Source organism: Fusobacterium ulcerans ATCC 49185 (assembly GCF_900683735.1).
GTDB lineage: Bacteria > Fusobacteriota > Fusobacteriia > Fusobacteriales > Fusobacteriaceae > Fusobacterium_A > Fusobacterium_A ulcerans_A.
In genome coordinates, this window is the sequence record NZ_LR215979.1 from 1,058,053 (window position 1) to 1,083,177 (window position 25,125).

At 29.6% G+C, this 25,125-nt stretch carries 27 protein-coding genes; 16 read left to right on the forward strand and 11 right to left on the reverse strand.

The window, feature by feature from the left end:
• Nucleotides 1–27: 27 nt before the first annotated feature.
• Complete coding sequence (locus E0E45_RS04790; protein ID WP_130890119.1) at nt 28–900, reverse strand: toxin-antitoxin system YwqK family antitoxin; 873 nt, start codon at nt 898–900, stop codon at nt 28–30.
• Nucleotides 901–1,107: 207 nt separating this feature from the next.
• On the opposite strand from E0E45_RS04790, the gene E0E45_RS04795 reads away from it, so the two are divergent.
• Together E0E45_RS04795 and corA are read left to right on the forward strand one after the other, a co-directional pair.
• Nucleotides 1,108–1,803 (forward strand): SAP domain-containing protein, encoded by a 696-nt coding sequence (locus E0E45_RS04795; RefSeq protein ID WP_130890120.1) that lies wholly within the window; start codon nt 1,108–1,110, stop codon nt 1,801–1,803.
• 410 nt (nt 1,804–2,213) lie between these two features.
• Nucleotides 2,214–3,254, forward strand: a complete 1,041-nt coding sequence (gene corA, locus E0E45_RS04800; RefSeq protein WP_130890121.1) for a magnesium/cobalt transporter CorA — start codon at nt 2,214–2,216, stop codon at nt 3,252–3,254.
• A gap of 219 nt (nt 3,255–3,473) precedes the next feature.
• Here corA and E0E45_RS04805 read toward each other — a convergent pair whose 3' ends face one another.
• A complete protein-coding gene (locus tag E0E45_RS04805; RefSeq protein WP_130890122.1) occupies nt 3,474–3,866 on the reverse strand; it encodes an adhesion protein FadA in 393 nt (130 codons plus the stop codon).
• A gap of 375 nt (nt 3,867–4,241) precedes the next feature.
• On the opposite strand from E0E45_RS04805, the gene nagE reads away from it, so the two are divergent.
• Nucleotides 4,242–5,693, forward strand: a complete 1,452-nt coding sequence (gene nagE / locus E0E45_RS04810) for an N-acetylglucosamine-specific PTS transporter subunit IIBC (protein ID WP_130890123.1) — start codon at nt 4,242–4,244, stop codon at nt 5,691–5,693.
• 434 nt (nt 5,694–6,127) lie between these two features.
• Here nagE and E0E45_RS04815 read toward each other — a convergent pair whose 3' ends face one another.
• From E0E45_RS04815 to E0E45_RS04830, 4 genes are read right to left on the reverse strand one after another with little or no spacing between them, the layout of a single operon-like run.
• On the reverse strand, nt 6,128–6,856 hold the full coding sequence (locus E0E45_RS04815) for an energy transducer TonB (RefSeq protein ID WP_130890124.1): 729 nt from the start codon (nt 6,854–6,856) through the stop codon (nt 6,128–6,130).
• An 18-nt stretch (nt 6,857–6,874) separates the two neighbouring features.
• Nucleotides 6,875–7,270, reverse strand: coding sequence for an ExbD/TolR family protein (locus tag E0E45_RS04820; RefSeq protein ID WP_005977292.1), 396 nt, complete (start codon nt 7,268–7,270; stop codon nt 6,875–6,877).
• A gap of 2 nt (nt 7,271–7,272) precedes the next feature.
• On the reverse strand, nt 7,273–7,893 hold the full coding sequence (locus tag E0E45_RS04825; RefSeq protein WP_005977294.1) for a MotA/TolQ/ExbB proton channel family protein: 621 nt from the start codon (nt 7,891–7,893) through the stop codon (nt 7,273–7,275).
• Between the two features lie 27 nt (nt 7,894–7,920).
• Nucleotides 7,921–8,427: a flavodoxin family protein gene (locus E0E45_RS04830; RefSeq protein ID WP_130890125.1), complete on the reverse strand. Its 507-nt coding sequence runs from the start codon at nt 8,425–8,427 to the stop codon at nt 7,921–7,923.
• A gap of 227 nt (nt 8,428–8,654) precedes the next feature.
• Between E0E45_RS04830 and E0E45_RS04835 the strand changes: the two genes are divergently transcribed.
• Genes E0E45_RS04835 through E0E45_RS04855 form a run of 5 tightly spaced genes read left to right on the forward strand, consistent with a single transcriptional unit; the run spans nt 8,655 to nt 14,667 of the window.
• Complete coding sequence (locus E0E45_RS04835) at nt 8,655–9,923, forward strand: coproporphyrinogen-III oxidase family protein (protein ID WP_130890126.1); 1,269 nt, start codon at nt 8,655–8,657, stop codon at nt 9,921–9,923.
• A gap of 37 nt (nt 9,924–9,960) precedes the next feature.
• A complete protein-coding gene (locus tag E0E45_RS04840) occupies nt 9,961–11,991 on the forward strand; it encodes a TonB-dependent receptor (RefSeq protein WP_130890127.1) in 2,031 nt (676 codons plus the stop codon).
• Nucleotides 11,992–12,017: 26 nt separating this feature from the next.
• Nucleotides 12,018–12,989: a FecCD family ABC transporter permease gene (locus tag E0E45_RS04845; protein ID WP_130890128.1), complete on the forward strand. Its 972-nt coding sequence runs from the start codon at nt 12,018–12,020 to the stop codon at nt 12,987–12,989.
• Nucleotides 12,989–13,780, forward strand: a complete 792-nt coding sequence (locus tag E0E45_RS04850; RefSeq protein WP_130890129.1) for an ABC transporter ATP-binding protein — start codon at nt 12,989–12,991, stop codon at nt 13,778–13,780. Before E0E45_RS04845 ends, E0E45_RS04850 begins: the two co-directional genes overlap by 1 nt.
• Nucleotides 13,777–14,667: an ABC transporter substrate-binding protein gene (locus tag E0E45_RS04855; RefSeq protein WP_130890130.1), complete on the forward strand. Its 891-nt coding sequence runs from the start codon at nt 13,777–13,779 to the stop codon at nt 14,665–14,667. Before E0E45_RS04850 ends, E0E45_RS04855 begins: the two co-directional genes overlap by 4 nt.
• Nucleotides 14,668–14,948: 281 nt before the next feature.
• Here the strand turns inward: E0E45_RS04855 and E0E45_RS04860 are convergent, their stop codons facing one another.
• Nucleotides 14,949–15,311 carry a YbaN family protein gene (locus E0E45_RS04860; protein WP_130890131.1) on the reverse strand — a complete coding sequence of 121 codons (363 nt, stop codon included), beginning with the start codon at nt 15,309–15,311 and terminating at the stop codon, nt 14,949–14,951.
• Between the two features lie 393 nt (nt 15,312–15,704).
• Here E0E45_RS04860 and E0E45_RS04865 point away from each other — a divergent pair, with 393 nt between their 5' ends.
• From E0E45_RS04865 to E0E45_RS04890, 6 genes are all read left to right on the forward strand, one after another.
• A complete protein-coding gene (locus E0E45_RS04865; protein WP_130890132.1) occupies nt 15,705–16,010 on the forward strand; it encodes an MGMT family protein in 306 nt (101 codons plus the stop codon).
• A gap of 225 nt (nt 16,011–16,235) precedes the next feature.
• The gene (locus E0E45_RS18015; protein ID WP_269472032.1) at nt 16,236–16,364 is read left to right on the forward strand and encodes a hypothetical protein; all 129 of its coding nucleotides are present in this window, start codon (nt 16,236–16,238) and stop codon (nt 16,362–16,364) included.
• A 26-nt stretch (nt 16,365–16,390) separates the two neighbouring features.
• On the forward strand, nt 16,391–17,602 hold the full coding sequence (locus tag E0E45_RS04875) for a diaminopimelate decarboxylase family protein (RefSeq protein WP_130890133.1): 1,212 nt from the start codon (nt 16,391–16,393) through the stop codon (nt 17,600–17,602).
• Nucleotides 17,603–17,881: 279 nt separating this feature from the next.
• Nucleotides 17,882–18,091: a hypothetical protein gene (locus E0E45_RS17825; protein ID WP_232044059.1), complete on the forward strand. Its 210-nt coding sequence runs from the start codon at nt 17,882–17,884 to the stop codon at nt 18,089–18,091.
• 376 nt (nt 18,092–18,467) lie between these two features.
• Nucleotides 18,468–19,202 carry a transporter substrate-binding domain-containing protein gene (locus E0E45_RS04885; RefSeq protein ID WP_130890134.1) on the forward strand — a complete coding sequence of 245 codons (735 nt, stop codon included), beginning with the start codon at nt 18,468–18,470 and terminating at the stop codon, nt 19,200–19,202.
• A 1-nt stretch (nt 19,203) separates the two neighbouring features.
• The gene (locus E0E45_RS04890; RefSeq protein WP_232044060.1) at nt 19,204–20,265 is read left to right on the forward strand and encodes an alanine racemase; all 1,062 of its coding nucleotides are present in this window, start codon (nt 19,204–19,206) and stop codon (nt 20,263–20,265) included.
• Nucleotides 20,266–20,330: 65 nt separating this feature from the next.
• Here E0E45_RS04890 and E0E45_RS04895 read toward each other — a convergent pair whose 3' ends face one another.
• Genes E0E45_RS04895 through E0E45_RS04910 form a run of 4 tightly spaced genes read right to left on the reverse strand, consistent with a single transcriptional unit; the run spans nt 20,331 to nt 22,202 of the window.
• Complete coding sequence (locus E0E45_RS04895; protein ID WP_130890136.1) at nt 20,331–20,822, reverse strand: hypothetical protein; 492 nt, start codon at nt 20,820–20,822, stop codon at nt 20,331–20,333.
• A 40-nt stretch (nt 20,823–20,862) separates the two neighbouring features.
• Nucleotides 20,863–21,228 carry a hypothetical protein gene (locus E0E45_RS04900; RefSeq protein ID WP_130890137.1) on the reverse strand — a complete coding sequence of 122 codons (366 nt, stop codon included), beginning with the start codon at nt 21,226–21,228 and terminating at the stop codon, nt 20,863–20,865.
• A 57-nt stretch (nt 21,229–21,285) separates the two neighbouring features.
• A complete protein-coding gene (locus tag E0E45_RS04905; protein WP_130890138.1) occupies nt 21,286–21,699 on the reverse strand; it encodes a YchJ family metal-binding protein in 414 nt (137 codons plus the stop codon).
• The gene (locus E0E45_RS04910) at nt 21,699–22,202 is read right to left on the reverse strand and encodes a GNAT family N-acetyltransferase (protein ID WP_130890139.1); all 504 of its coding nucleotides are present in this window, start codon (nt 22,200–22,202) and stop codon (nt 21,699–21,701) included. Before E0E45_RS04910 ends, E0E45_RS04905 begins: the two co-directional genes overlap by 1 nt.
• 311 nt (nt 22,203–22,513) lie before the next feature.
• Here E0E45_RS04910 and fusA point away from each other — a divergent pair, with 311 nt between their 5' ends.
• Nucleotides 22,514–24,574 (forward strand): elongation factor G, encoded by a 2,061-nt coding sequence (gene fusA, locus E0E45_RS04915; protein WP_130890140.1) that lies wholly within the window; start codon nt 22,514–22,516, stop codon nt 24,572–24,574.
• A gap of 72 nt (nt 24,575–24,646) precedes the next feature.
• The gene (locus tag E0E45_RS04920; RefSeq protein ID WP_130890141.1) at nt 24,647–25,108 is read left to right on the forward strand and encodes a GNAT family N-acetyltransferase; all 462 of its coding nucleotides are present in this window, start codon (nt 24,647–24,649) and stop codon (nt 25,106–25,108) included.
• Nucleotides 25,109–25,125 lie beyond the last annotated feature (17 nt).

The following is a 25,125-nucleotide window of genomic DNA, read 5'->3' on the forward strand; positions in this document are numbered from 1 at the left end:
ACCTGCAGCTATCCATCTTTTAAATATTTATTTAATAATTTTTTCTACTTTTCCCTGTTTGAATATAGCTTCATTAGTAACTTTACCATCTCTTGAATATTTTCTGAATAAACCATCAAACTGATTATCAACAAAAGTATATTCTCCTTCAAGTTGGCCATTATCATAGTAAATTTTAGAAACTCCATTGATTTTATCTTCAACGAAATTAACAATGTTTTTTATCTTTCCATTTTCATAATAAATTTTTGATTCTCCATGAGCTTTTCCATTTTTATAATTATATTCGCTTTCCAATTTCCCAGTTGGGTAATATGCTTTTACTAAACCATGATATTTTCCATCAAGGTAATTGTTTTCCTCTTTCAAAATACCATTGTCATAATATATTTTTCCTTCTCCTTGGAGTATATCATCAACATAATTTTCTAAATACTGCAGTTGTCCATTAGGATAGTAATATTCAGAAGGACCATTTCTTTTGTCATCTTTAAAATTTATAACATTTCTTAATTTTCCGTCTTCATAATATATCTTACAAATACCTTCAATTTTGTTATTAATATAAGATGATTCATTCTCTATTTGCCCATTATCAAAGTATATTTTTGCTTCTCCATTTAATTCTCCATCTTTAAACATTCCTTCAAAAGCGAGCTGTCCATTTGAGAAATATTCTTTTACAGCACCATCATATTTACCCTCTTTAAAATTCTCTTCAGATTTCATTTTGCCATCTTCATATTTGGCAGTGATTTTTCCAGTAAAAGGTTTCTTTTCATTAATAATATAGATTATTCCATCTCTCTCTTCTTTTTTTGATATATCAAGCTCTCTTTTTCCAATATTACAACTAATCATTAAGATAAAAAGAGAAAAAATTATAAGAATTTTTTTCATAAATAAATCTCCTTTGTTTTTCTTTTTATTATATCACATAAAAATAGTTTAAAAAGATATATTATAAAGATAAAGTTGATTTTTTAGAATTATAGATGAAATTTTGCTTAATAAAAATTAAAAAAAATTATATAATTTGATTTTATGGTATAAATAGTATATTATAGAAAGTAAGAATATTCATAAAGCATAGAAGGAGGAGAATTTGTGGAAAATTTTAAGATTGGGCTTTTGTTAAAGTTGGTAAATGATGGAGACTATGACACAGAGGATTCAAAGTCGTTGCTGAATAAATATGAAATTAATGAAAAAAATTATTTGAAAACAGCATTAAAAGAAGATTATATAAAAATATGTGATATTCATCAAGGAACAGTAAAAGAACTTAAAGAGATTTTAAAAAATGCTGGTTTGGTACAAACAGGGAATAAAGAAACTCTTATCCAAAGGGTTAGTGAAAATGTAAATGAAACTGAATTAAAAAAGTATTTTGGAAATGATAAGTATAAATTAACTCCGTTAGGAAGAAAGTTTTTAAAGGATAATATGGAAAATATTGAAAAAACATTATCTGAAAATGAGGAAAAGGAAAAGAAAAAGAAAGAAGAAGCAGTAGTTGAAGAAACAAGAGAAGAAATTATTGCAGAAGAAGAAATACAAAAGAAAATAGAAAATACAGTTAAAGCTGAAGAAAAAATAGAAAAAATTGAAGATAAGTTAGAAGAAGTAATTATTAAAGAAGAGATAAAAGAAGAAGTAAAAGCTGAGGAAATAAAAAAAGATACAGCAAGAGAAAAAAATGAAAAAGAAGTATTGGTACATAAAGATAAATTTGCAAAAAATTATCTAATAGCAGGAATTATAATTATTGTAGTTGTAGTATGTATAAATATGTTTTTATAAGAATGATATTTGAGCTGCCTTTTGGCAGCCATTTTTTATATCTTTTATAAATCTTTAAAAAAATATTTATTAAATTAAAAAACACTAAACAAAGATAAATCAAGAAAGTAGTTTTTTGAAATAGTTTATAATCAAATAAAGCTTCTGATGAGCATATGCTATAATATAATATAAATTATTGAAAAAATAATAATATATGATTTGAAAAAGTAATAAAAAAATAAATAAGAAAAAAGAAGATTAATTGGAGTTTATGGAAATAAAGAACTTTGTGATTTTTTTAAGATAATTTTAAAATAGAACAAGATATATTTAAAATTATTCTTTTTAAGCTTTACTAAAATTTTTAATATAGAAGTAAGGTTCATATATAAAACTATTGTATATATTGGATTAATGAAGGAGGCATTATGAAAAATAAAAAAGTTGGACTGGCACCAGGAACTCTTGTATATACTGGGGAGCTAAAAGATGAAAAAATTAAAATTATTTTTTATTCATATAATGAAGAAACCGTAAAAAAAGTAATTGATAATTCTCTTGATAAATTATCTTTATTTAATGAAAAAAATTTTGTAAATTGGATAGCTATTGAAGGTGTGCATGATGTTGAATTAATAAAAAAAATAGGAACTTTTTATGAAATAGATAATCTAGTGCTGGAAGATATCTTGAATATAGATCAACGTCCAAAATTTGAAGAAAGAGAAAAATATATATCATTTTTCTTAAAAATGATATATCTAAATAAAAAAAATAATGAAATTGAATATGAACAGATTTCTTTTATTTTAGGAGAAGGTTATTTGATAACTTTTCAAGAAAAAACTGGAAATATTTTTGATAATCTTCAAGAAAGAATAGAAAATGGAATAGGAAGACTAAGGAAGAAAAAAGAAAATTATTTGATGTATGCACTTTTTGACATTATTGTAGATAATTACTTTTTAATTTTAGAGGATTTTGAAGAAAAGATAGAAGCTTTGGAAGAAAAAATAGTCAATAATCCATCTCAAAAGATTATAGAAGACATCATAAGTTTAAAAAAAGAAATTTCAAAATTTAAAAGAAATGTTATACCTATTAAAGAAATTTTAATAAAAATTTCAAATGTTGATTATTTTGATGAAAGTATGAATATATATTTAAAGGATCTTCATGACCATGGAACTATAATCTATGAAAGTATAGAAATAATCTACAATAGAAGTAATGATTTAATTCAGCTTTGTCATTCATCAATAGGAAATAATATGAATGAAATAATGAAAATATTGACAACTATATCTACTATTTTTATTCCTTTGAGTTTTTTAGCTGGACTTTATGGAATGAATTTTCAATATATGCCAGAATTGTCTTGGGAATATGGATATTACTTTGTTTTAGGATTAATGTTTATTGTTGTTGCAGGAATGATTTTATACTTTAAAAGAAAAAACTGGTGGTGAAATAAATAATTTAAATATAGAAGAAACTAAAAAAGGGAGTATTGTTTAATATAAAAAGGACTTATTATTCTCACAATAATTCTCATAAGAATAAGACTAAAGGAGAATAGATAGTTGGAACAGGGCTAGTGTATAAGCTCTAATAGAAACTTATTCAAAAAATTAATTGAAAAAGGGTGACAAAAGTTAAAATAATGCTTTTTTCACCCTTTTTTAATCTTATTTATTTCCTTCTTTTTCTGCTTGTATTTGTTTAAAATTATCAATTATAATCTGTTGTTCATTCATAGATTTTTGTATATCTGTTAATATAATCTTATATTTTTCTAGAAGCTGATTATAGTCATCTTTATAAAAAACATATTTTCCCATTTGCTGTAATTCGTTTAGACTGGCAGTTACACTTTTGTAAAGATCTTTTTGTCCTGTAAGAACTGTTGCTGCTGTTTCAGCTATTTCTTTTTCTTCAGCATATCTTTGATCTTCTTTCTGTAAAAGAAGCTGATATTCTTTTTCCAAAGATTTCATTTGAACTTCAAAATCATCTGCAGAAACAGCAAAAGATGAAATAGTTATGAGTAGAGTACCAAGTAATGTTATTATTTTTTTCATTTTTACCTCCAAAGTTGTATAAAATAATAGTTTTCCGTAATATATATAAACTACTTCTATTTAATATATTATCCCTTAAATTTTATTTCCTTTATTATTTTGAAAAAATAATTCGTAAATATTTTAAAGGAATAAAGAAAAAATTATTGAAGAATATATTAACTAAATTCGATAACAGAGGCAGAACATTAAGTATAGGAAACTAAATGTATTTTATTCAATATAATTGACACTGAAAAAGAACAGTTGTTTTTTTAAAATCTAGTAGAAATAATTTTTTTATTATGCTATAATGAAATCAAATGAATTATAAATTCTCAATAAAGCAAAAAATGCTAAAAAATAATTTAAAAATATTTATAAGGAGGGAAAGTTATGTTTAGTTATCTTCAAAAAATAGGTAAAGCGCTTATGGTGCCAGTTGCAGTTCTGCCTGCTGCTGCAATATTATTAGGTTTAGGATATTGGATTGACCCTGTAGGATGGGGGGGAGAAAGTGTATTAGCAGCTTTCTTTATTAAATCAGGAGGGGCAATAATTGATAATATGCCTATTCTGTTTGCTATTGGTGTAGCATTTGGTATGTCTAAAGATAAAAACGGATCAGCAGCTCTTGCTGGATTAGTTTCTTTCTTAGTTGTAACTACTTTATTATCTCCAGGTGCAGTAGGAATGATAAAAGGAATTCCTGCAAATGAAGTACCTGCTGGTTTTGCTAAGATAAACAACCAATTTACAGGTATTCTTTGTGGGGTTATATCTTCAGCACTTTATAATAAATTCAGTGAGGTAGAATTACCTAAATTCCTATCTTTCTTTAGTGGAAAAAGACTTGTTCCAATTATTTCATCATTTGTCATGATGTTGGTTTCTTTCATACTTATGTATATCTGGCCAGCAGTTTATTCTGGACTTGTATCATTTGGAGAAGGAATCAGTAAATTAGGACCAGTTGGAGCAGGAATCTATGGATTCTTCAACAGATTATTAATACCTGTTGGATTACATCATGCTTTGAACTCAGTATTCTGGTTTGATGTTGCTGGAATTAATGATATCCCTAACTTCCTAGGTGGAGCAAAATCTATCGCTGAAGGAACAGCTGTAATAGGAAAAACTGGAATGTATCAAGCTGGATTCTTCCCAATCATGATGTTTGGATTGTTAGGAGCTTGTCTTGCATTTGTAAAAACTGCAAAACCTGAAAACAGAGCAAAAATCTCTTCTATCATGTTAGCAGCTGGATTTGCAAGTTTCTTTACTGGAGTTACAGAACCTATCGAATTTGCATTCATGTTCGTTGCTCCTGGATTATATTTATTACATGCTATATTAACTGGTATATCTGTATTCATTGCAGCATCTATGCACTGGATGGCAGGATTTGGATTCTCAGCTGGATTTATTGATTTAGTTCTTTCAACAAGAAATCCACTGGCTCAAGGTTGGTATATGCTTATAATACAAGGACTTGTATTCTTTGTAATTTATTATGTAGTATTTAAATATGCCATTGAAAAATTCAATCTAAAGACTCCTGGTAGAGAAGATGATGATACTGCTGAAGTTACAGAAACAGTCAAAGTTACTTCTAATACTGAATTAGCTACTGCTTTATTACCTCTTTTAGGTGGAAAAGCAAATATAGTCAACATTGATAACTGTACTACTAGATTAAGACTTGATGTAGTAGATAGCTCTGTAGTTAAAGATGGAGAAATCAAAAAACTTGTTCCTGGTGTATTAAAACCAAGTAAGACAGCTGTTCAAGTAATAGTTGGTCCTGAGGTTGAGTTTGTTGCAACAGAATTAAAGAAATTAGTATAATAACTTAAAGATATAAATAAAAAATGGTGTGGGTGACTGCATCATTTTTTATTTTATAAAATCACAGAATTTAAAATGATAGAATATATTTATAGTAAAAAAGATTAAGTAAAAATTAGAAAAATTTTAATAAAGGAAAGCGTATTTAGAGGAAAAGAACATTAAATTAAATTTTAAGAAGTGGTATTTTATAATTACAGATGGTAGAGTTATAGGAAAATTGAGAATAGAAATCATTTGAAATATTGAATAATAATAGGAACGATAGAAAGAAAAGTTATTTGAAAAGTTAGAATATTAAAAATGAGAACAGGAAATAAATATAAAACAAGGAGAATAGAGCTGAATGTTTTTATTTGTTGAATAAAAAAGTTTTAGAACTTCATGAATATAAACCTTGAAATTCTAAAACTTAATTTTTTCCCCATATAGTTTTATGATTTTGGTTCAAAAACAAATTCTTTTTGGAAATACACACTTATAACTTTTCCATTATATACAATAGGAGAAAATTTCCATTTTCCTAAAGCATCTATTACAGCCTGATCGAATCCTAATTTACTATGAGAATCAATAATAGATATGTTTTTCACATTACCAAACTGGTCTACAAGAAATTTAGCCCTTACTATTACTTTTTTCCTGTATCTAATATTTTCAGCTTGTTTAGGATATGTAGGAGGAATTTCTCTAGTTATCTTGTATTTTATTCCATGATTGGAAACAGCATTGTAAGTACCATCAGCATTAGCTGTAAGTAAGCTGTCCATACCAGGAAGTCCAGAATTGTTATTGGCAGAACTTGAGCTGTAAGTAGAAGTTTCTGAAGGTTCAGGGGCTTTTTTTACTTCGCTTGCTTCTGGTTCTTTTATTGTTTCTTTTTTAGGTATATCTTTTTTAGGCACTGTTTTCTTTGGAACAGGTTTAGGTGTTTCAGGTTTTACCTCTTTCTTAGGAATCTCCTTTGGTTTTGGAGGCTCTGCAACAGTTTGAGGTGGTGGAGCTGCTGCTGGAACCGTCTTGCTCACTTGTGTAAAAGTAACTGGTACACTCTGTTTCAAAGAATTTTCTTTAGCATCTAAATCTTTTGTAACAGTGGGAAGACTCAATTTAAAAAAGAGCATTCCATGCAGCAGAAGTGCTATAATAAAGTATTTCTTCATATTAAACCTCTTATTCTTTTACTCATAAAAATTTATTCCTAAATTTTCTATGCCATGTTGTTTTACTTTAGTTATGATATCTATGATATACTGATATTTTAATTCTTTATCTCCAGTTACAGAGACACTTTCTACTCCATTCAAATAACTGTCAAGTTCCTCAAAAGTTATTTCTACATTTTTCTTATCCCCAAGAGTAATGAAATATCTGTTGTCTTTATCAATAATAATTTCCAAATTCTTATCTTTAGTTTCTTCACTGGCTAAGGTAGAAGTTGGAAGGTCGATATCAATATTACCATATTTGTTAAAAGTTGTAGAAACTATGAAAAATATTAAAAGCAGGAATACCACATCTATAAGTGGTGTAAGATCAGGAGTAAGAAGTGCTCTCTTTTTTTTGTATCTAGCCATTCTTATCCCCTCACAATATTAATAACATTAGTTGTTATTTTATCTATTTCCTCTTCAATTTCTTCGATTCTCTTATTTAACAAATTGTATACCACTAATGCTGGAATAGCAATAGAAAGTCCTGCTGCTGTAGTTATCAATGCTTTTGATATACTGTCAGCTACAATAGTAGGATCTCCAGCTCCAAATTTAGAAAGATCTTTGAAGGCATCAATCATTCCAGTAACAGTTCCCAAAAGTCCAAGCATAGGAGCCACATGAGCTATTATTCCTAAGATATGAAGTCTTTTTTCCAGAGGACTTATCTCATCCATCTCAATTTCTTTTATTATCTGATCGAACTGGTGAAAATCTTTTAGATTAGTATCACATATATTGCATCTGCAAAGGAATTTTTTCACTGTACATCCAACAGAATTTCTCTCTTTGTCACAAATTTCAATTATTCTACACATATCTCTGTTAGAAACAGCTAGTATTACTTCTTTTCTAAAATTTCTGTTCATAGTTTTTTCTTTTTTAAAGAAAAAGAATAATCTTTCAATTATAACAGTAGTAGAGATAAGAGATAATATGAAAAGTATCCACATCAGTGGACCTCCCACTTTAAAATAGTACATCATTTCAGTATGTTCCTCCTAAAAATTTAATTAAAGTTTTGCTATAAGGTCTTTAAAATATGTATATGCATTGTTTAAATCAGATTCATCAGGATGAAGACTTGCATCAGCCCATCTTTTTATTCTTTCAGGATTTGGTCCATGAGGATGCTCAGGTCCAAATTTAGTCTGCATCATTTCTATAAGTTTAGGATCAATAGCTCCTTGACATAGGAAGTGCCCTAATACTTTATTGTCATTTTCAGTGAAAAGTTTTGTTATATTTTCAACACAATCCATAGCATGTTGAGAATCAGGATAAGCTCCCAATGTGAAGAAAAAGGCTGTATTTTTGTTTTTGATAGTCTTTATAAAGTTAATAGCCTTTGCATCTGCTGTTCCTTTATCTATCCAAGTTCCTACAATAATCAAGTTGTAATCCAGATTGCTTACTTCTGCAATATCTTTTATTTCAGCATTCTCTATAGCTTTAGCAATAGATTCAGCAACCTTTTTTGTATTACCAGTTTTTGTAGAATAAGTAACAAGTGTTTTCATTAAAAGAACCTCCTAAAAATTTTATCATCACATAAGTTATATCAAAAAATACTTTTAAAGTCAAATAATTTCAAAAACTATATTTTTGTATTAAATAATTTTTTACTTGACAATAAAAAAAATAAATATTAATATAACTTCAGATATGAATTTTTTTTCTGTTGGAATAAAGTATGGTTTCAGTAGGAAAAAATGAAGTTCTAATGTGTGAAATTTAGGAGGAAAGAATGACAAAAAATTTAATGCTATTTGATAAAAGATTAAAATCACATCATGATAGCAATAGTTTGATTAACAAATATATTTCTGGAAAGAAGGCAGATAAAGATATTTTTGAAGCCATGTTGAGAGAAGTACCAGATGACAGGAGAAAAGCAATATATGTACATACACCTTATTGTGACAAGATATGCTCTTTCTGCAATCTTAACAGAAAACAGATAGATGGAAGTTTAGATTCATATGCTCAGTATATAGCTGATGAATTTGATAAGTATGGAAAAACTGAATATTTTAAGAAGGGAATTTTTGATGTAATATTTTTTGGTGGTGGAACTCCCACAGTATATAAACCAAATCAGCTTGAAGTAATACTTGAAAGTATAAAGAGAAATGTAACATTAGCTAAGGATTATGAATTTACATTTGAAACTACACTACATAACCTCACAGAGGAAAAGCTTGAAGTTATGATGAAGTATGGAGTAAACAGACTTAGTGTGGGAATACAGACATTTTCTGATGAGGGAAGAAAATTTTATAATAGGACTTATGGAAAAGAGGAAACTATAGAAAGACTTAAAAAGTTAAAATCTCTCTTCAAGGGAGATGTATGCATAGATATTATATATAATTTTCCTGAACAGAAAATAGAAGATGTAGTAGAAGATGCAAAAATAGTAAAAGAATTGGAAATTAGCAGTGCAAGTTTCTATTCCTTGATGGTGCATGAAGGTTCAAAGCTGTCAAAAGATATTGAAGCTGAAAAGGTAAAAATGGAAGAGGATATGAAAAGAGATTATCTTCTGTATCAACACTTTGTTGATGAAATGTTGAGAGGAGATGAATATCATATTCTTGAGCTTACAAAGATAGCAAGAAATGGTGGAGATGACTATAAATATATCAAAGTCAGAAATACGGGAGGAGATACATTCCCTATTGGAGTAGGAGCAGGGGGATCAGTACATGGAATTGGAGTCTACAGAATGAATAAAGAGATGTCTTTTTATTCGCAGCAGACAGAGTATCATGAGAGATTTTCAAAACTATCTGGAATAATGCAGTTTCCAGTAATATCTAAAGAATCATTGAGAAATATTTTAAAAGAGGAAGAACTTAAATATTTTGCTGAGAAAATGGGAGAATACGAAGATAAAGGTTTAGTAAAAGAAAATGATGATAACTATACTCTCACAACAGAAGGTGTATTCTGGGGAAATAATCTTTCAAGTGATGCTATTATCTATGTTATGGAAAAAATTTTTAATAAATAAAAATATATATAAAACATTAAAGAAGGAGATATTAGAAATGAGTAAGAAGACAGCTTTGCTTTGGGCAGTATTGGCAGTAACAGCGTATGGAGAACAAAGTGTAGACTTAGGGAAAAGTGTTATTTATTCTACTACTGGATTTGAAACTGAAATGAGAAAAACAGCAAGTAATCCAACAGTGATGACTTCAAAAGAAATTCAACAGAAAAACTACAAAACTGTTGATCAGATATTGAATGATATCCCAAGTATCAATATTGTAAAACAGGGAAAAGATTCAATAATCGACTTGAGAGGACAGGGAGATAAGGCTAAACAAAATGTACAAATACTTGTAGATGGAGTACAAATCAATTCTCTTGATACATCAATGACTGCTACTCCTATCAATACAATAGCTGTAGATAACATTGAAAGAATCGAGGTATTGCCTGGAGGAGGATCAGTTCTTTATGGAAGTGGGACTTCTGGAGGAGTGGTAAATATCATCACAAAAAGAGGAACTGGAAGGACAGCCTCTGTAGGATTCGATCATGGCAACTATGGAAGCAATAAGACTAATGTAGCTGTGGGAGAAACTTTTGGAAATTTTGATATAAATCTTGCATATACAAAAAATGACAAAGAAGGATACAGAGATTATGATGAATCTGATTCTGATTATTTCCAAGGGGATATTAGATACAGAATATCAGATACACAGAACATAGGATTTAAATATTCAAAATATAAGGCTGATGAGACATATCCTGAAATGCTGACAAGAGCTCAGGTGGAAGATGACAGAAAACAATCAGGGCTTACAGATGGAGAGCACAGCAAAACAAAAACAGATAAAGATGAGTATGTTTTAACATACAATAACAAACTTAGTGAAAATCTTGATTTGAACTTAGTATTGTTTTCACAGGAAACAGAAATGAAAGTAAAAAGCAGAAGTTATCAAGGAACTATGGGTCCTATGAAGCTTTGGATGACACAGGATGCTCTGTTCAGAGATGAGAAAAAAGGGGTAAAATCTAAATTAAGATACGGATATGGTGAAGGAAGTTCAGTAATATTCGGATTGGAATATATTGATAATGATGCTAAGAGAAAAAGTCTGATGAATATGCCTCCAATGATGAACAATATCCTTACTGTAAATGATTTGAACAAGGAAACAATAAGTGGATTTGTAATGAATAACTATGTATGGGGAAATTTTGAATTTGCTCAGGGAGTGAGATATGAGAGGGCAGACTACAAAGTAAAAAGAACAAGCTCAACAAGTCCGGGAATAAACACAACTACTGATGATGATAACTTTGCATATGAAGTATCAGCTAATTATCTGTATTCAGATACAGGAAAAACTTACATCAGATATGAAAGAGGATTTACATCACCACCTCCAGCATTATTGACAAATAAAAATGCAGCTGGATATTATCTGAATGATCTTAAATCAGAAAAATATGATAACTTTGAAATTGGAGTATCAGATTACATAGGATTTACAAGTTTAAACGCTTCAGTATTCTATACAATCACTAAAGATGAGATAACAAGTGAAACTTCTGGAACAATGGGAAGTGCAAGTATGACTATTGATAACTACAACCTTGGAAAAACTGAAAGAGTAGGATTTGAATTAAAAGCAGAGCAATACATAGATAAACTTACTTTATCACAGTCATATGCATATATCAATGCAAAAATTAAAGATGGTGAAGTAAAAGGTGTAGATGTATCAGGAAACAGAGTAGCAAATGTTCCAAGAAATAAATTTAATATAGGAGCAAACTATGCTTTCACTAGTAAATTCAATGTAGGTGGAGAAGTTGTATATATAGATGATGTTTATTTGAATAATAAAAATCTAGGTGGAAAGAAAAATTCTCATGTGGTAACAAATATCAGAGCAAACTATAACTTTGATTTTGGTTTGAGCCTGCATGCTGGAGTAAATAATTTATTTGATAAAAAATATTATGAAGATGTAGATTATACAGAATCTACAGGAGTATTCACATATGACCCTGCATCTGAAAGAAATTATTATGTAGGATTCAGATACAGCTTATAAAATAAAAGATACGAGAGGAAATAAAAATGGAAAAAGTTTTACCTATAGTGCTGACAATAGGAATTTTTATAGTTGGAATACTTTCTATACCTTTAGGAAGTGTTCCTATTCCTCTGGAATATATATTTACTCCAGAGAAAGCTCCAGAATACATGAAAATAATAATATTTAATTTGAGACTTCCAAGAATTGTTATGGCAGTTCTGATAGGGATGATGCTTTCTTCAAGCGGTGCAGTAGTTCAGACAGTATTTCAGAATCCATTGGCTGATCCATATATTATAGGGATAGCAGCAAGTGCAACTTTTGGAGCAGTAATAGCTTTTGTATTTGGTATGCCAGATTTTATGTATGGTGTCATTGCATTTGTTACCTGCCTTACAAGTACACTGTTGATTTTTAAAATGGCTAAAAAAGGAAATAAAGTGAATGTAGCAACTCTCCTTATAGTTGGAATAGCAGTTTCATCATTTTTAGGGGCATTTACTTCTTTTGCTATGTATCTCATAGGTGAAGATTCTTTCAAAATAACAATGTGGATGATGGGATATTTAGGAAACGCAACATGGAAAAGAGTTGTTTTCATATTGATACCATTGATATTTTCAGTGGGTTATTTTTTTTCTAAAAGAAATCAGCTGGATGCTCTTCTCTCAGGAGATGAAGAGGCACATTCGCTGGGAGTAGATGTAAATCGGCTAAAGGTGAAGATTTTGACGGTATCTGCATTGATAGTTGCTTTTTCAGTTGCTTTTTCAGGAATGATAGGATTTGTAGGGCTCATAATACCACATACTATAAGAATGCTGGTAGGACCGTCAAATACTAAAATGCTTCCAAGCACTATACTGGCAGGAGGTTTCTTTCTCCTTATCTGTGATACTTTTGGAAGAATAGTATTAGCTCCAGTAGAAGTTCCAATAGGAGTAATAACAGCATTTTTTGGTGCACCATTCTTTCTGTATTTAGCTCTAAGGAATAAAAGGAGAGATTTTTAATGGATGTAATAAAAGTAGAAAAATTAGATTTCTCTTATGGAAATAAACAGATACTAAAAGAGATAGATTTGGATATCAAATCAAAAAAACTTACTGGAATACTTGGACCTAATGGATGTGGAAAATCTACATTGCTGAAAAATATTTTGGGATATTTGAAAAATGATTCAGGAAAGATAAAAATATTAGATAAAGACAGCAAGGATTATACTCAAAAAGAGAAAGCAAAATGTATTTCTCTGGTTCCACAGAAATCACAGTTGATGTCTGCTATGGATGTAGAGGACTTTGTACTTATGGGAAGACTTCCTCATTTACAGAACAGTTGGGATGGATATACTCAGAGGGACAAAGAAACAGCTCATAAATGCATCTCTCATCTGGAGCTTGAAAGTTTTATAAAAAGAAAGGCAGTTACTCTTTCAGGGGGAGAATTTCAAAGGGTGCTTTTAGCAAGGGCATTGACACAGGAAACAGAGATAATACTTCTGGATGAGCCTACTTCTGCTCTTGACTTAAATCATGCTATAGATCTTATGGAGAAAGTAAAGAAAATAATAGCTGAAAAAGGAATAACAGCAGTGGCAGTACTCCATGATCTTAACCTTGCAGCAATGTTCTGTGATGAAATAGTCATGATGAAAAATGGAAAAGTCTACTGTAAAGGAACTCCTAAAGAAACATTTACAGCTGCTAATTTGAAGGAAATCTATGAACTGGAATGCAGTATTTTTTATACAGAAGATGATATTCCTTATATAATCCCAAAATCAAAAGGAGGGAAAAAATGATAAAAAAGGCAATAGTAGCAGCATTAATGCTTATATCAAGTCAGGAAATGCTTGCTTTAAAAATAGATGGAAGTCATATAAAAGATAATCATGGAAATAGTATTGAAATCAAAGAATACAATAAATTGATTGTATTAGATCCAGCAGTAGTGGAAACTATATATTTACTGGGAGGAGAAGATAAGATAGCAGCCATTGGAAAAACTGCAATGAGCAAGATATATCCAGAGGAAAGAACAAAAGATTTGGAAAGTGTAGGAAATATAGCAAAACCAAGTCTTGAAAAAATTCTATCTTATACCCCTGATTTAGTAATATTAAATGGAATGTCTACAAAGACTGGAGAAACTCTGAAAAGTTTAAAAATACCATATCTTATCACTGAAGCAAGCAGTATAGAAGAAATACTGGATAATATAAAAGCTTATGGAGAGATAGTAGGAAAAAAATCTGAAAGTGAAAAACTGTATAATGAAAGTGTGGCTAAAGTAGAAGAGCTGAAAGAGAGAGTTAAAGATAAACCTCTTGGACTAAAAGGAACTGTACTATATTCAGTATCACCAATGATGGGATTCAACAGCAAGACTCTTCCAGGAGAAGTTCTTGAACTTCTTGGAGTTGAAAATATAACTAATGAGCTGACAGGAGAGAGACCTATAATATCACAGGAATTTCTTTTGAAGGAAAATCCAGATTTCTTAGCAGGAGCTATGAGTATAAAATCAACTGATGATATTAAGAACAGCAATCCAGCTATAAAAGAGATAAAAGCTGGGCAAAAAGATAATATCTTTATTGTAGATTCTAATAAGATATTGAGAGGGTCACCTAGAATTTTTGAATTAGTGGAAGAATTTTATGAAGAACTTTTAAAAGTTAAAAAATAAAGAAGAGAAGGATAACCAAAAGTTAAGATAAATTTTAGAAATTAGAAAAATTTATGTAATTAATGAAGTAAGCAAAACGAAAAAAACAGAATGTCTAAACAAAGGTAGTTTCCAGCAATTAAGCAGTTAGAATTTTAACTGCTATAATTACTGGAATGCAGCGGTGGAACTGTTGTAATCCTTCAAATATTTTTTTATATTTTAGGAACAAAATTAATAATAAATATTTCTATTGGAAAAGTTCTAAAATTATATTTCTAAATTACAGAGTTATCCTTTTTTTATCTTAATGTTCTAAGTTTTAAAATATGAAAACTTACACCTATAAAAACAACAGCAAGCATTATTCTCACATGAAAATGATCTACTTTATACATTGAAAATCCTATACTTAAAACCAAAAAGGAAATGGCAGTTACTTTGTTTTTTAATGTTATTCCTTTTTTTTCATTGTAATCTCTAATATATTGTCCAAAAACTTTGTTGTTCAAAATATAATTGTAAAACTTTTCAGAAGAACGACTGAAGCAGTAAGCACTAAGCAGTAAAAATGGGGTAGTTGGCAGTAATGGAAGTAGAATACCTACTATTCCCAATATAAGTGAAATAAAACCTAAAATAAATAATAATCTTTTCTTAACCATTATTAACTCCTTTTTTCTGTATCTATATAGATAATAATGCTAAATCAGATTTATGTCAATATATAAAATTTTATTTTAAAATATTTTGATGTTCTAAATTAATGTGCTATAAGTATAAATATAAAATAATAAATTTAGTTAGAGGTGGAAAGCTTTGGATCTGTAATTGAAAAGAATAATCTGTATAGAGATAACTTATTGGGAACAACATATAAAAAGTTGAATATCATGCTTGAATAACAAGACCTCAAATAGAAATTATGATATAATAATATTATTATAAGAAAACTAGAAATACTTTAGATAAATTTAACAAAAGATTATTTGTTGATAGTTCTTATACTAAAAATATAATTTATAAAGTTATGGCATTATAATGGGGTGAGATATATTATGGAAGAAGATTTAATATATGAGATACTTTCTGTAGTAGATGAAATTCCAGAAGGTCGTGTTGCCACTTATGGACAGATTGCAAAGTTAATTGGCAGAGATAAAAATTCAAGACTTGTGGGAAAAGTTCTCAGTATGGCAGAGTATTATGGGGAATATCCTTGCCATAGAGTAGTCAATTCTGCTGGTCGGCTTGTTCCTGGCTGGGGAGCACAGAGATTGTTATTAGAGGAGGAGGGTGTTGCTTTAAAGAATAAAACTCATGTAGATTTGAAAAAATATCAATGGAACTGTTCAGAAATTTAAAATGGGGAAGCTAAGAATGGCAGATGAGATTATCTTATTTGAAGCGAAATCAACTAAAGAAGGTATGCAGAAATATTTAATTTGGCAGCATTGTTAAAACCTATGTTCTCTGGATTTGAAGGATTCATTGGAGCTGAACGATTTGCCAGTCTGAATGAAAAAAGAAAACTTCTATTTATGAATGTATAGACAGATGAAGCAATTGCAGAGGGGTGGCGTAATGTGATGGACAGAAGGAAGGCAGAGATAATTTGTTTGAATCATATTAGAATTACAATTTGTTCAGTAATCAGGGAATATTGGGACAAAGAACGAGATGAAGCACCTGTGGATTCAAATGTATATTTTTATTAATAGTCAGCAGTTTTAGGGAGGGAAAGATGGATTTACTAGCTTTTTTAAAGGGTCATGCTCCATGTTATATTTATAATGGAGAGCAGATTGCAAGCCAATGTCAAAAACTAAAAATGGAACTTTCTGGTTTTGAATTTTTATATTCCATTAAAACAAATCCCTTTTCACATATAATTCAAAATATTTCAAAAGAAGGTTTTGGTGCAGATGCAGCTTCTGCTGGGGAAGTGCTTCTTTCTCTGAAAAATGGAATACCACCTGAGAAGATATTTTACTCTGCTCCGGGAAAAACTGAGAAAGATATTGAAATATGCTATGGAAAATGTACAATTATTGCTGACAGTATATCAGAGATTGGACATATCAACACAACAGCAGCCAGACATAATGAAATTGTAAAGATAGGAATTCGTGTGAATCCCAATTTTTCTATGCAGAATGAGTGTGGAGCTTCCAGTAAATTTGGAATTGACATAGAACAGCTTTTAAAGGAAGAAGATATTTTAGCAGAATATTCAAGTATTAAAATTACTGGTATTCATATCCATATTCAATCACAAATACTGGATTTTCAAATATTAGGAAAATATTATAAAAACTGTTTTGAGCTTGCCAAAAAGATTCATTATATGAAGAATGTTAATATTGAATTTATTAATTTTGGAAGTGGAATAGGGGCTTTATACAGAGAAACACAAGATAAACCTGTGGATTTAGAAAAACTCAGCAAGATGATTTCTGAAATTGTTGAAGAAAATCATGCTGTATTGAATGCCAAGCTTTTAATTGAAACAGGGCGTTTTATCACTTGTAATGCAGGGAAATATTATACACAAATTGTAGATATAAAGGAATCTATGGGACGAAAATATTTAATTGTAGAAAATGCAATGAATGGATTTATGCGTCCAACTATAGCAAATCTGATTTATAAAACTGCTGGAGAAATTCTTACAGGGTATGAGCCTCTATATACTTGTCAAGATGAATTTGCTGTTCAGGTATTAAATGAGTCAGCTGAAAAAGAAAAGGTTAATATTGTTGGAAATCTCTGTACAGCGTTAGATGTTATTCGTGAAAACGCAGAAGTAAATCATTCTCAAATAGGAGATATTATTGAGATTACCAATGCAGGAAGTTATGCATATTCACTATCTCCCCTTTTATTTTCAAGTCATAGAATCCCAAAACAATATTATTTATATAAAAATAAAATTTCTGAAGATGAAATATTATAAATAGTGATTATTATGGAATAGGTGGAGCATTAGGGACTGCCTATTTTTTATTACAAAAATTAAGAAATTATTATTCATTTTTTGAAAATAACAAAGTAATTTAGATAATACAATCTGTTGAAAAAAAGGTATTTGGAAGCAGTAAAATCTGCACAATGTGAAGATATAATTAAGAAATTTTCTGATGGAATAGAGGAGCAAAGGGAGTATATCTTATAGAGGGAAAGATACAGAGAATAGCCATAGTAGGAACTATTTTTAAAGGATTCTCCTGTAATAGTGCTAGATGAGGCAGCAGCTTTTACAGACCTAGAAAATAAGCATAAAATACAAAGAGCATTGGAATTTCTTACTGAAAATAAGCCTGATGATAGCTCACAGACTTTCTACAATAAAGAATGCAGATCAAATAATTGTTTTAAAATATGGAAAGATATTGGAACAGGGAAGCTCAAAAAGCTTGATGGAGATAAAAGATACGTACTATAAAATGGTGGAACTTTAGAATCAGAATTTAGAATAGGAATTTGAGGAGAAAATACTTCCTGAATGATTAGAATCTAAAAAATTAAAAAAACAGTTCAAAAATATAAAAAATAAAAAAATTTTTTAAAAAAATATTGACTTTAATAGGAGATAGGGATATAATTGAGAAAATTATTTCATAGGAGGAGAGCATAATGCTAAGGAGATTAAGGAACAGATTAAAAATAAATAATAATTATATGTTCCTTAAAGAAAGTTTGTGGTTTGAATAGCATTTTGTATCTAACTAATTTATAGATTAAGATGACTTTATTTGTAATCAACATCAGTCTTTTTTGGACTGGTGTTTTTTTTATATAAAAATTGAGGAGGAGGATTTATGAAAAAAATTTTAGTTTTATTAACAGTAGTAATTGCTGTAATAGTTGTAGGATGTGGAAAAGAAAAAGAGGTAAAAACTGCAGAGAAAGTCTATGTAATTGGAACAAATGCAGAGTATCCGCCATTTGAATATTTGGAAAACAGTAAGATAGTTGGATTAGATCCAGATATTATGGAAGAATTTTCTAAAAGAATGGGGTTTCAATATAAATGGGCGAATATGAATTTTGATGGTTTGATTTCAGCATTACAAACTAGAAAAGTGGATATTGTAATAGCAGGTATGAGTATCAGTGACGAGAGAAAAAAATATATCAACTTTTCTACTCCATATATCTCACCAGCAATGTGTTATATAGCACTGAAAACTAGTCCAATGACAACTATAGAAGATTTGGAAAATAAGAGATTTGGAATAGAATTAGGAACAACTGAAGAAGATATTGTAAAGAAAGTTCCTGGAGCAGTAATAGTACCATTTTCAGGACATACAGCAGCTTTATTTGCTTTGAAATCAGGAAAAATAGATTCGATGCTGTTAGATGCTACAGTAGCTAAAAAATATCTTGAAAATAACTCAGACTTGAAAACAGTAGTGACAGTAGAAGGGGAAAATAAGGCAATGGCTTTTAATATAGAGGATGTTGAATTGAAAGATAAATTTGATAAAGTATTAAAAGAAATGATGGAAGATGGAGCTATTGACAAGTTAAAAGCAAAGTATGGTATTTAAAATGGCAGTTAATTCTATAAAAATGCTGATTTCAGAAGAAAATCTCATTCAAAATATAAAGTATTTAGAAAAGAAATATGCAAAGAAAATACTTCCAGTACTAAAGGCTAATGCCTATGGTCATGATATAGGAATGATATCAGAAATACTTTATAATAATGGATATAGAGAATTTGCTGTAGCTCGTTTAAATGAAGCTGAAAAAATATTGGAAAATAAAAAAATTACAGAAAGCAGAATACTTGTATTTGAAAGTATTGGGATAGAATTTTTGGATATTATAAAAAATAATAGGTCTATAGAAGTATCTGCTAATACTTTTGCAGAATTAAAAGAACTTATAGAAAATGGAATTTCTTCAGATAATATACAATTAAAAATAGATTTTGGTTTTGGAAGAAACGGAATAATTCAAGAGGATATTGAAAATTTAAAGAAATATATTGATGAAAAAAACTTGTTTTTTAAAGGTATATATTCACATCTTTATGCAGTGGAGTATGAAGAGGGAGCAGAACTTATTGAAAAATTTACAGAAACAGTAAAATATTTAGGTAAAGAAAGATTTCAAGTGATTCATATACAAAATAGTGTAGGGGTATTATTATATGGAAATTGTGATATAATGACTCATCTTAGGCCTGGCATATACATCTATGGGTTGCAGGAAGAAGGTTTTTTCCATGAAGGATTAAAACAGGTATTTAAATTAGAGGGGAAAATAGCAGGAGTAAGAGATATGAGTAGATCAAAATACTTAGCTTACAATTTAAAAACTATTTTATCTGGGAATAATTTTAGTTATGCAGCAAAGATAAAAATCGGATATGGAGAAGGTTTTTCAAAAGCAAATGAAAAAAGTTGCTGCTTGATAAATGGAAAATCATACAAAATACTCTTAGTAACTATGGATAACACTTTTATAGAAGTGGATGAGTCAATAAAGGAGGGAGATCATGTGGCACTGTATTCTGATGTTTCAAAAGTTAGAGCAGATACAGGGCTTCATATATGTGAAGTTCTTCCAGTAATAAGTTCAAGGATAGTAAGAGAAAAAATATAGGTATTAAAAATGAGGAAACCAAACTTCTAGAATTTTATTTAGTTGTGGTTTTCCTCATTTTTATTTTATTCAGCTACCTCAAATTCTGGATCAGTAAATTCTTCTTTTTTTATTTTTCCGCTGGAATAATAAATATTGTTCCAAAGGATAAGAGAATCTTGTGCTATATATTCTTTAGATTTTTCTCCATTGAGAAAGTACTCCTCAAGGATTTCATTATTATCTTTATCTCTATATCTTTTCTGATAGATATTTCCATTGGTATAGTATAATGTTATAGACATAGGTTTTTCATCTTTAAATTCACCAACATATTCTACATGACCAGATGGATAGTAAAAAACAGCTTTACCATTTAATCTTCCATTCTTATAATCTACTGAATTAAGGATTTGTCCTTTTTCATCTTTGTTTACAAGGGTTCCTGTGTAAGCATTTTCTTCTCCCTTGATAAAGATAACAGCAGAATCTATGTAAAGATTGGGATTTACTACCAGCCTTTCAGAAAAAGAAGCTGCTGAAAGGAACAAAAAAATAAATGATACAATTTTTTTCATATCTTACCCCTTTTTGTTTTATACATTTTAAAAGAAAGATTTAGTATCTGTATATCTTTTTGTCATTTCTGATGCCAGAAGTATCTATTTCAAGTTTGATAAGCTTGAATTCATCTCCTATTGTTGATTTTATACTCTTATTTATTTCAGCACTGATTTTTTTTGCATAAGCATCATAATCTGCAACATTTACTTCTGAACCAACTGCAAATTCGACATCTACTTCTACAGCTTTGTCATCTTCAATGTCAACATCTATTTCTTTTAGATTTATCTTTTTACCAGCTTCAAGTACAGGAAAATTTTTATAAATTTCACCAGCTAATATATGCTCTTCTCTGTCAAAATCTCCAGCAAAACTTACTGCAGATAAAAGACAGAACATACCTAATAATATTTTTTTCATTTTGGGTTCCTCCTGAATTATATGTATTATAATCTTCCCCAGATGTATAATATAACTTTACTTTCCACAGCACTTTTTATATTTTTTTCCACTTCCACATGGACATGGGTCATTTCTTTCCACTTTATTTTCATTTACTATAGTTCCTTGTAATGGAAGCCATTTTTGATAGTACCAGATACCATCTTTTTTTACAAAATAACTTTTTTCATGATGAACTATAGTTTTACCTTTTTCCTTGTATGTCGCTTTAAATTCAACTATTCCCTCATCATCTGCTTCAGTTCCTTTGTCAGTACTTACTATTTCAAGTCCCAGCCATTCAGATTCCTTAGACCATTTTTCACATTCAGTCCAGTCTATACCAGCCATATGGTCAGAGTCATGTGTATTTTTTATAAATTCTATGTCACCAGTGACATAGGCATTATATCTTGCTCTCATTAATTCTTCTGCTGTTTTGATTTTCATTAAAACTCTCCTGCTAATTTATCTAAATTTTCTCCTGTAACTCTGAACACTGTCCATTCATCCATAGGAACAGCTCCCATTTTCTTATAGAATTCAATAGATGATTTGTTCCAGTCAAGACACCACCATTCTACTCTTCCATAATTATTGTCTTTTGCTACTTTTCCTAAGAAAGAAAGCATAATTTTTCCTATTCCCTTATTTCTGTATTCAGGTTTTACATAGAGATCTTCAAGATATACTCCTGCTCTTCCTAAAAAAGTAGAAAAATTATTAAAGAAAAGAGCAAAACTTACAGGCTCTCCATTTAATTCACCAAAAACTACCTGAGCTTTTTTATTTACAAATATAGATTCTCTAAGTATTTCTTCAGTTGCCACTACTTCATTTAAGAGATTTTCATAGTCTGCAAGTTCTTTTATAAACTTTAAAATAAGCGGACATTCATCCTCATTTGCAAATCTTATGGTAAATCCATCTAATTTTGTCTGAAATTTTTCCATTTTTCCCTCCTGAAAGAACAATGTAAATATAATCTTTGTTTTATATATTATACTCGAATTTAGGAGTAAAAGTCAATTTGTAGCAATAAATATTAAAAAAAAATATAAATCCAATATATAGAAAAATTTTAATTCATATTCTTTAAAAATATAAATTTTCAGAAACTTTTGAGATATATGAAAGCGACTTTTTAAAATAAATTTAAGTTTACCTATTGACTAATTAAGATTTATTAGCTATATACAATAGTACAATGATTTAGGAACAAAATATCAGAAAGAACTTTCCAAAACAATAAGGGGGCATAATTATGAGAAACTTTGAAACATGTAACATAAGAAATATATCTCTTTTAGGACATAGAGGAAGTGGGAAAACTACTCTTACAGAAGCTTTACTGTATATTTCTAAATTTTCAAACAAGATGGGATCAGTAGAAGAGGGAACTACAGTATCAGACTTTGATAAGGAAGAAACTCGTAGACTGTTTTCAATAAATACTTCAATAGTTCCTGTAGAATATGGTGATTGTAAATATAACTTTCTAGATACTCCAGGTTACTTTGATTTTTCAGGTGAAGTATATTCTGCAGTTAGAGTTTCAGGAAGTGCAGTTATAGTAATGGATGCCACATCAGGAGTAGAAGTAGGAACAGAAAAAGCATGGAGAATATTAGAAGAAAGAAAACTTCCAAGAATAATTTTCATCAACAAGATGGATAAGGGATATATTAATTATGAAAAGTTATTACGTGAAATGAAAGAAAAATTTGGAAAGAAAATTGCTCCTTTCTGTGTACCAATTGGTGATAAAGAAGAGTTTAAAGGATTTGTAAATGTAGTAGAATTAATAGGAAGAATATTCAATGGTGTGGAATGTGTAGATGGACCTATACCTGAAGATTTAGATATATCAGAAGTAAGAAATTTATTACTAGAAGCTGTAGCAGAAACTGATGAAACTTTAATGGATAAATATTTTAATGGTGAGGAATTTACTCTTGAAGAGATAAAAACTGGATTGCATAAAGGTGTAATTTCTGGAGATATAGTTCCTGTAATAGTTGGATCAGCTATACAGGGAATAGGGGTTCATACTTTATTTAAAATGATATCTGACTATATGCCTACACCAACTGAGATGTTCAATGGTGAAAGAGTTGGAACTAATCCAGTAACTGGAGAACCTGAAGCTAGAAAAATATGTAAAGATGAGCCTTTCTCAGCTATAGTTTTCAAAACTCTTGTTGACCCATTTATTGGAAAAATATCATTATTTAAAATAAATTCAGGAACATTAAAAAAAGATACAGAGGTATTAAATCCTAATAAGAATAAAAAAGAGAGAATATCTCAAATTATATATTTGAGAGGAAATAAACAGGAAGAGGCTCAGGAACTTGTAGCAGGAGATATTGGAGCTACAACTAAACTTCAATTTACACAAACTGGAGATACACTTTGTGATAAAGATAAACCTATAGTTTATGATAGCATTGAACTTCCAGAAGCTTGTCTGTATTCAAGCGTAGAACCTGCTCAAAAAGCAGATGATGAAAAATTAAGTACTTGCCTTCAAAGGATGATGGAGGAAGACCCTACATTTGTTATGCATAGAAATTCAGAAACTAAGCAGTTGTTAATCGGTGGACAGGGAGAAAAACATCTATATGTAATTCTTTGTAAAATAAAAAATAAATTTGGAGTACATGCTGTACTTACTGATCCAGTTGTATCTTATCGTGAAACAATAAAAGGAACAGTTTCAGTTCAAGGAAAACATAAAAAGCAATCTGGTGGAGCAGGACAATATGGAGATGTTCATATTAAATTTGAACCATGTGAAAATGAATTTGAATTTGCAGATGAAGTAAAAGGTGGAGTAGTTCCTAAAACATATATGCCAGCAGTTGAAAAAGGACTTCTTGAAGCTAAAGAAAAAGGAATTCTTGCTGGATATCCAGTTATTAACTTTAAGGCAACTATATTTGATGGATCATACCATCCAGTAGACTCTAACGAAATATCTTTTAAACAGGCAGCTATACTTGCATTCAAAAAAGGAATGGAAATGGCAAAACCAGTTCTTTTAGAACCTATAATGAAACTTGAAATTGTAGTTCCTGAAAGTTACATGGGAGATGTAATGGGAGATATGAATAAACGTAGAGGAAGAATTTTAGGAATGGAACCTAATCAATATGGAGAACAAGTATTGAATGTAGAAGTTCCTCAAGCTGAAATATTGAAATATGCTCTTGATCTTAGAGCTATGACTCAAGGAAGAGGACACTATAGATTTGAATTTGCAAGATACGAGGAAGTGCCTGAAGTATTAGCTAAAAAGATAATTGAAAGCAGAAAGGCATAATATTGTGACAGCAGAGACCATCTTCAGTAAAGAAATTTGCTGAGTGGTCTCTTTTTTTTAAGGAGGGGAGAAATGGGAGAAGTATTTATAGTTGATTTTGAGGAAAGACACCTTGAAGATTTTAAGAAATTAGGATATGAATGGCTTTCAAAGTATGATTTATTAGAACCAGTAGATGAAGAAATGCTGAATAATCCTAGAGAGAAAATAATTGATAAAGGTGGGTTTGTATATATTGCTGAAATGGATGGAGAGTGTGTAGGAACTGTTTCATTGGGAAAAATAGAAAATGGAGATTTTGAAATACTAAAACTTGCTGTTTCAGATAAATATCATGGAAAAAGAATTGGAAGTCTTCTTATGGAAAAATGTTTTGAAAAAGCATGGAAAGAGGGAGCAAAGAAACTTCTGCTTTACTCTAATCATCAGTTAAAAGCAGCCCTTCATTTATATAAAAAGTATGGTTTTGTAAATTTAGAATATGATGAAAATAAATATGAAGAAGCAGATATAAAAATGGAATGTATACTGTAAATAAAAAAAGAGAGAAT

What these genes read in the sequence shown, in the direction of transcription:
- E0E45_RS04790 (WP_130890119.1), bottom strand. Translation starts at nt 900, where the DNA reads ATGAAAAAAATTCTTATAATTTTTTCTCTTTTTATCTTAATGATTAGT.
- corA (WP_130890121.1), top strand. Translation starts at nt 2,214, where the DNA reads ATGAAAAATAAAAAAGTTGGACTGGCACCAGGAACTCTTGTATATACT.
- E0E45_RS04805 (WP_130890122.1), bottom strand. Translation starts at nt 3,866, where the DNA reads ATGAAAAAAATAATAACATTACTTGGTACTCTACTCATAACTATTTCA.
- nagE (WP_130890123.1), top strand. Translation starts at nt 4,242, where the DNA reads ATGTTTAGTTATCTTCAAAAAATAGGTAAAGCGCTTATGGTGCCAGTT.
- E0E45_RS04815 (WP_130890124.1), bottom strand. Translation starts at nt 6,856, where the DNA reads ATGAAGAAATACTTTATTATAGCACTTCTGCTGCATGGAATGCTCTTT.
- E0E45_RS04820 (WP_005977292.1), bottom strand. Translation starts at nt 7,270, where the DNA reads ATGGCTAGATACAAAAAAAAGAGAGCACTTCTTACTCCTGATCTTACA.
- E0E45_RS04825 (WP_005977294.1), bottom strand. Translation starts at nt 7,893, where the DNA reads ATGATGTACTATTTTAAAGTGGGAGGTCCACTGATGTGGATACTTTTC.
- E0E45_RS04830 (WP_130890125.1), bottom strand. Translation starts at nt 8,427, where the DNA reads ATGAAAACACTTGTTACTTATTCTACAAAAACTGGTAATACAAAAAAG.
- E0E45_RS04835 (WP_130890126.1), top strand. Translation starts at nt 8,655, where the DNA reads ATGACAAAAAATTTAATGCTATTTGATAAAAGATTAAAATCACATCAT.
- E0E45_RS04840 (WP_130890127.1), top strand. Translation starts at nt 9,961, where the DNA reads ATGAGTAAGAAGACAGCTTTGCTTTGGGCAGTATTGGCAGTAACAGCG.
- E0E45_RS04845 (WP_130890128.1), top strand. Translation starts at nt 12,018, where the DNA reads ATGGAAAAAGTTTTACCTATAGTGCTGACAATAGGAATTTTTATAGTT.
- E0E45_RS04850 (WP_130890129.1), top strand. Translation starts at nt 12,989, where the DNA reads ATGGATGTAATAAAAGTAGAAAAATTAGATTTCTCTTATGGAAATAAA.
- E0E45_RS04855 (WP_130890130.1), top strand. Translation starts at nt 13,777, where the DNA reads ATGATAAAAAAGGCAATAGTAGCAGCATTAATGCTTATATCAAGTCAG.
- E0E45_RS04860 (WP_130890131.1), bottom strand. Translation starts at nt 15,311, where the DNA reads ATGGTTAAGAAAAGATTATTATTTATTTTAGGTTTTATTTCACTTATA.
- E0E45_RS04865 (WP_130890132.1), top strand. Translation starts at nt 15,705, where the DNA reads ATGGAAGAAGATTTAATATATGAGATACTTTCTGTAGTAGATGAAATT.
- E0E45_RS18015 (WP_269472032.1), top strand. Translation starts at nt 16,236, where the DNA reads ATGGACAGAAGGAAGGCAGAGATAATTTGTTTGAATCATATTAGAATT.
- E0E45_RS04875 (WP_130890133.1), top strand. Translation starts at nt 16,391, where the DNA reads ATGGATTTACTAGCTTTTTTAAAGGGTCATGCTCCATGTTATATTTAT.
- E0E45_RS04885 (WP_130890134.1), top strand. Translation starts at nt 18,468, where the DNA reads ATGAAAAAAATTTTAGTTTTATTAACAGTAGTAATTGCTGTAATAGTT.
- E0E45_RS04890 (WP_232044060.1), top strand. Translation starts at nt 19,204, where the DNA reads ATGGCAGTTAATTCTATAAAAATGCTGATTTCAGAAGAAAATCTCATT.
- E0E45_RS04895 (WP_130890136.1), bottom strand. Translation starts at nt 20,822, where the DNA reads ATGAAAAAAATTGTATCATTTATTTTTTTGTTCCTTTCAGCAGCTTCT.
- E0E45_RS04900 (WP_130890137.1), bottom strand. Translation starts at nt 21,228, where the DNA reads ATGAAAAAAATATTATTAGGTATGTTCTGTCTTTTATCTGCAGTAAGT.
- E0E45_RS04905 (WP_130890138.1), bottom strand. Translation starts at nt 21,699, where the DNA reads ATGAAAATCAAAACAGCAGAAGAATTAATGAGAGCAAGATATAATGCC.
- E0E45_RS04910 (WP_130890139.1), bottom strand. Translation starts at nt 22,202, where the DNA reads ATGGAAAAATTTCAGACAAAATTAGATGGATTTACCATAAGATTTGCA.
- fusA (WP_130890140.1), top strand. Translation starts at nt 22,514, where the DNA reads ATGAGAAACTTTGAAACATGTAACATAAGAAATATATCTCTTTTAGGA.
- E0E45_RS04920 (WP_130890141.1), top strand. Translation starts at nt 24,647, where the DNA reads ATGGGAGAAGTATTTATAGTTGATTTTGAGGAAAGACACCTTGAAGAT.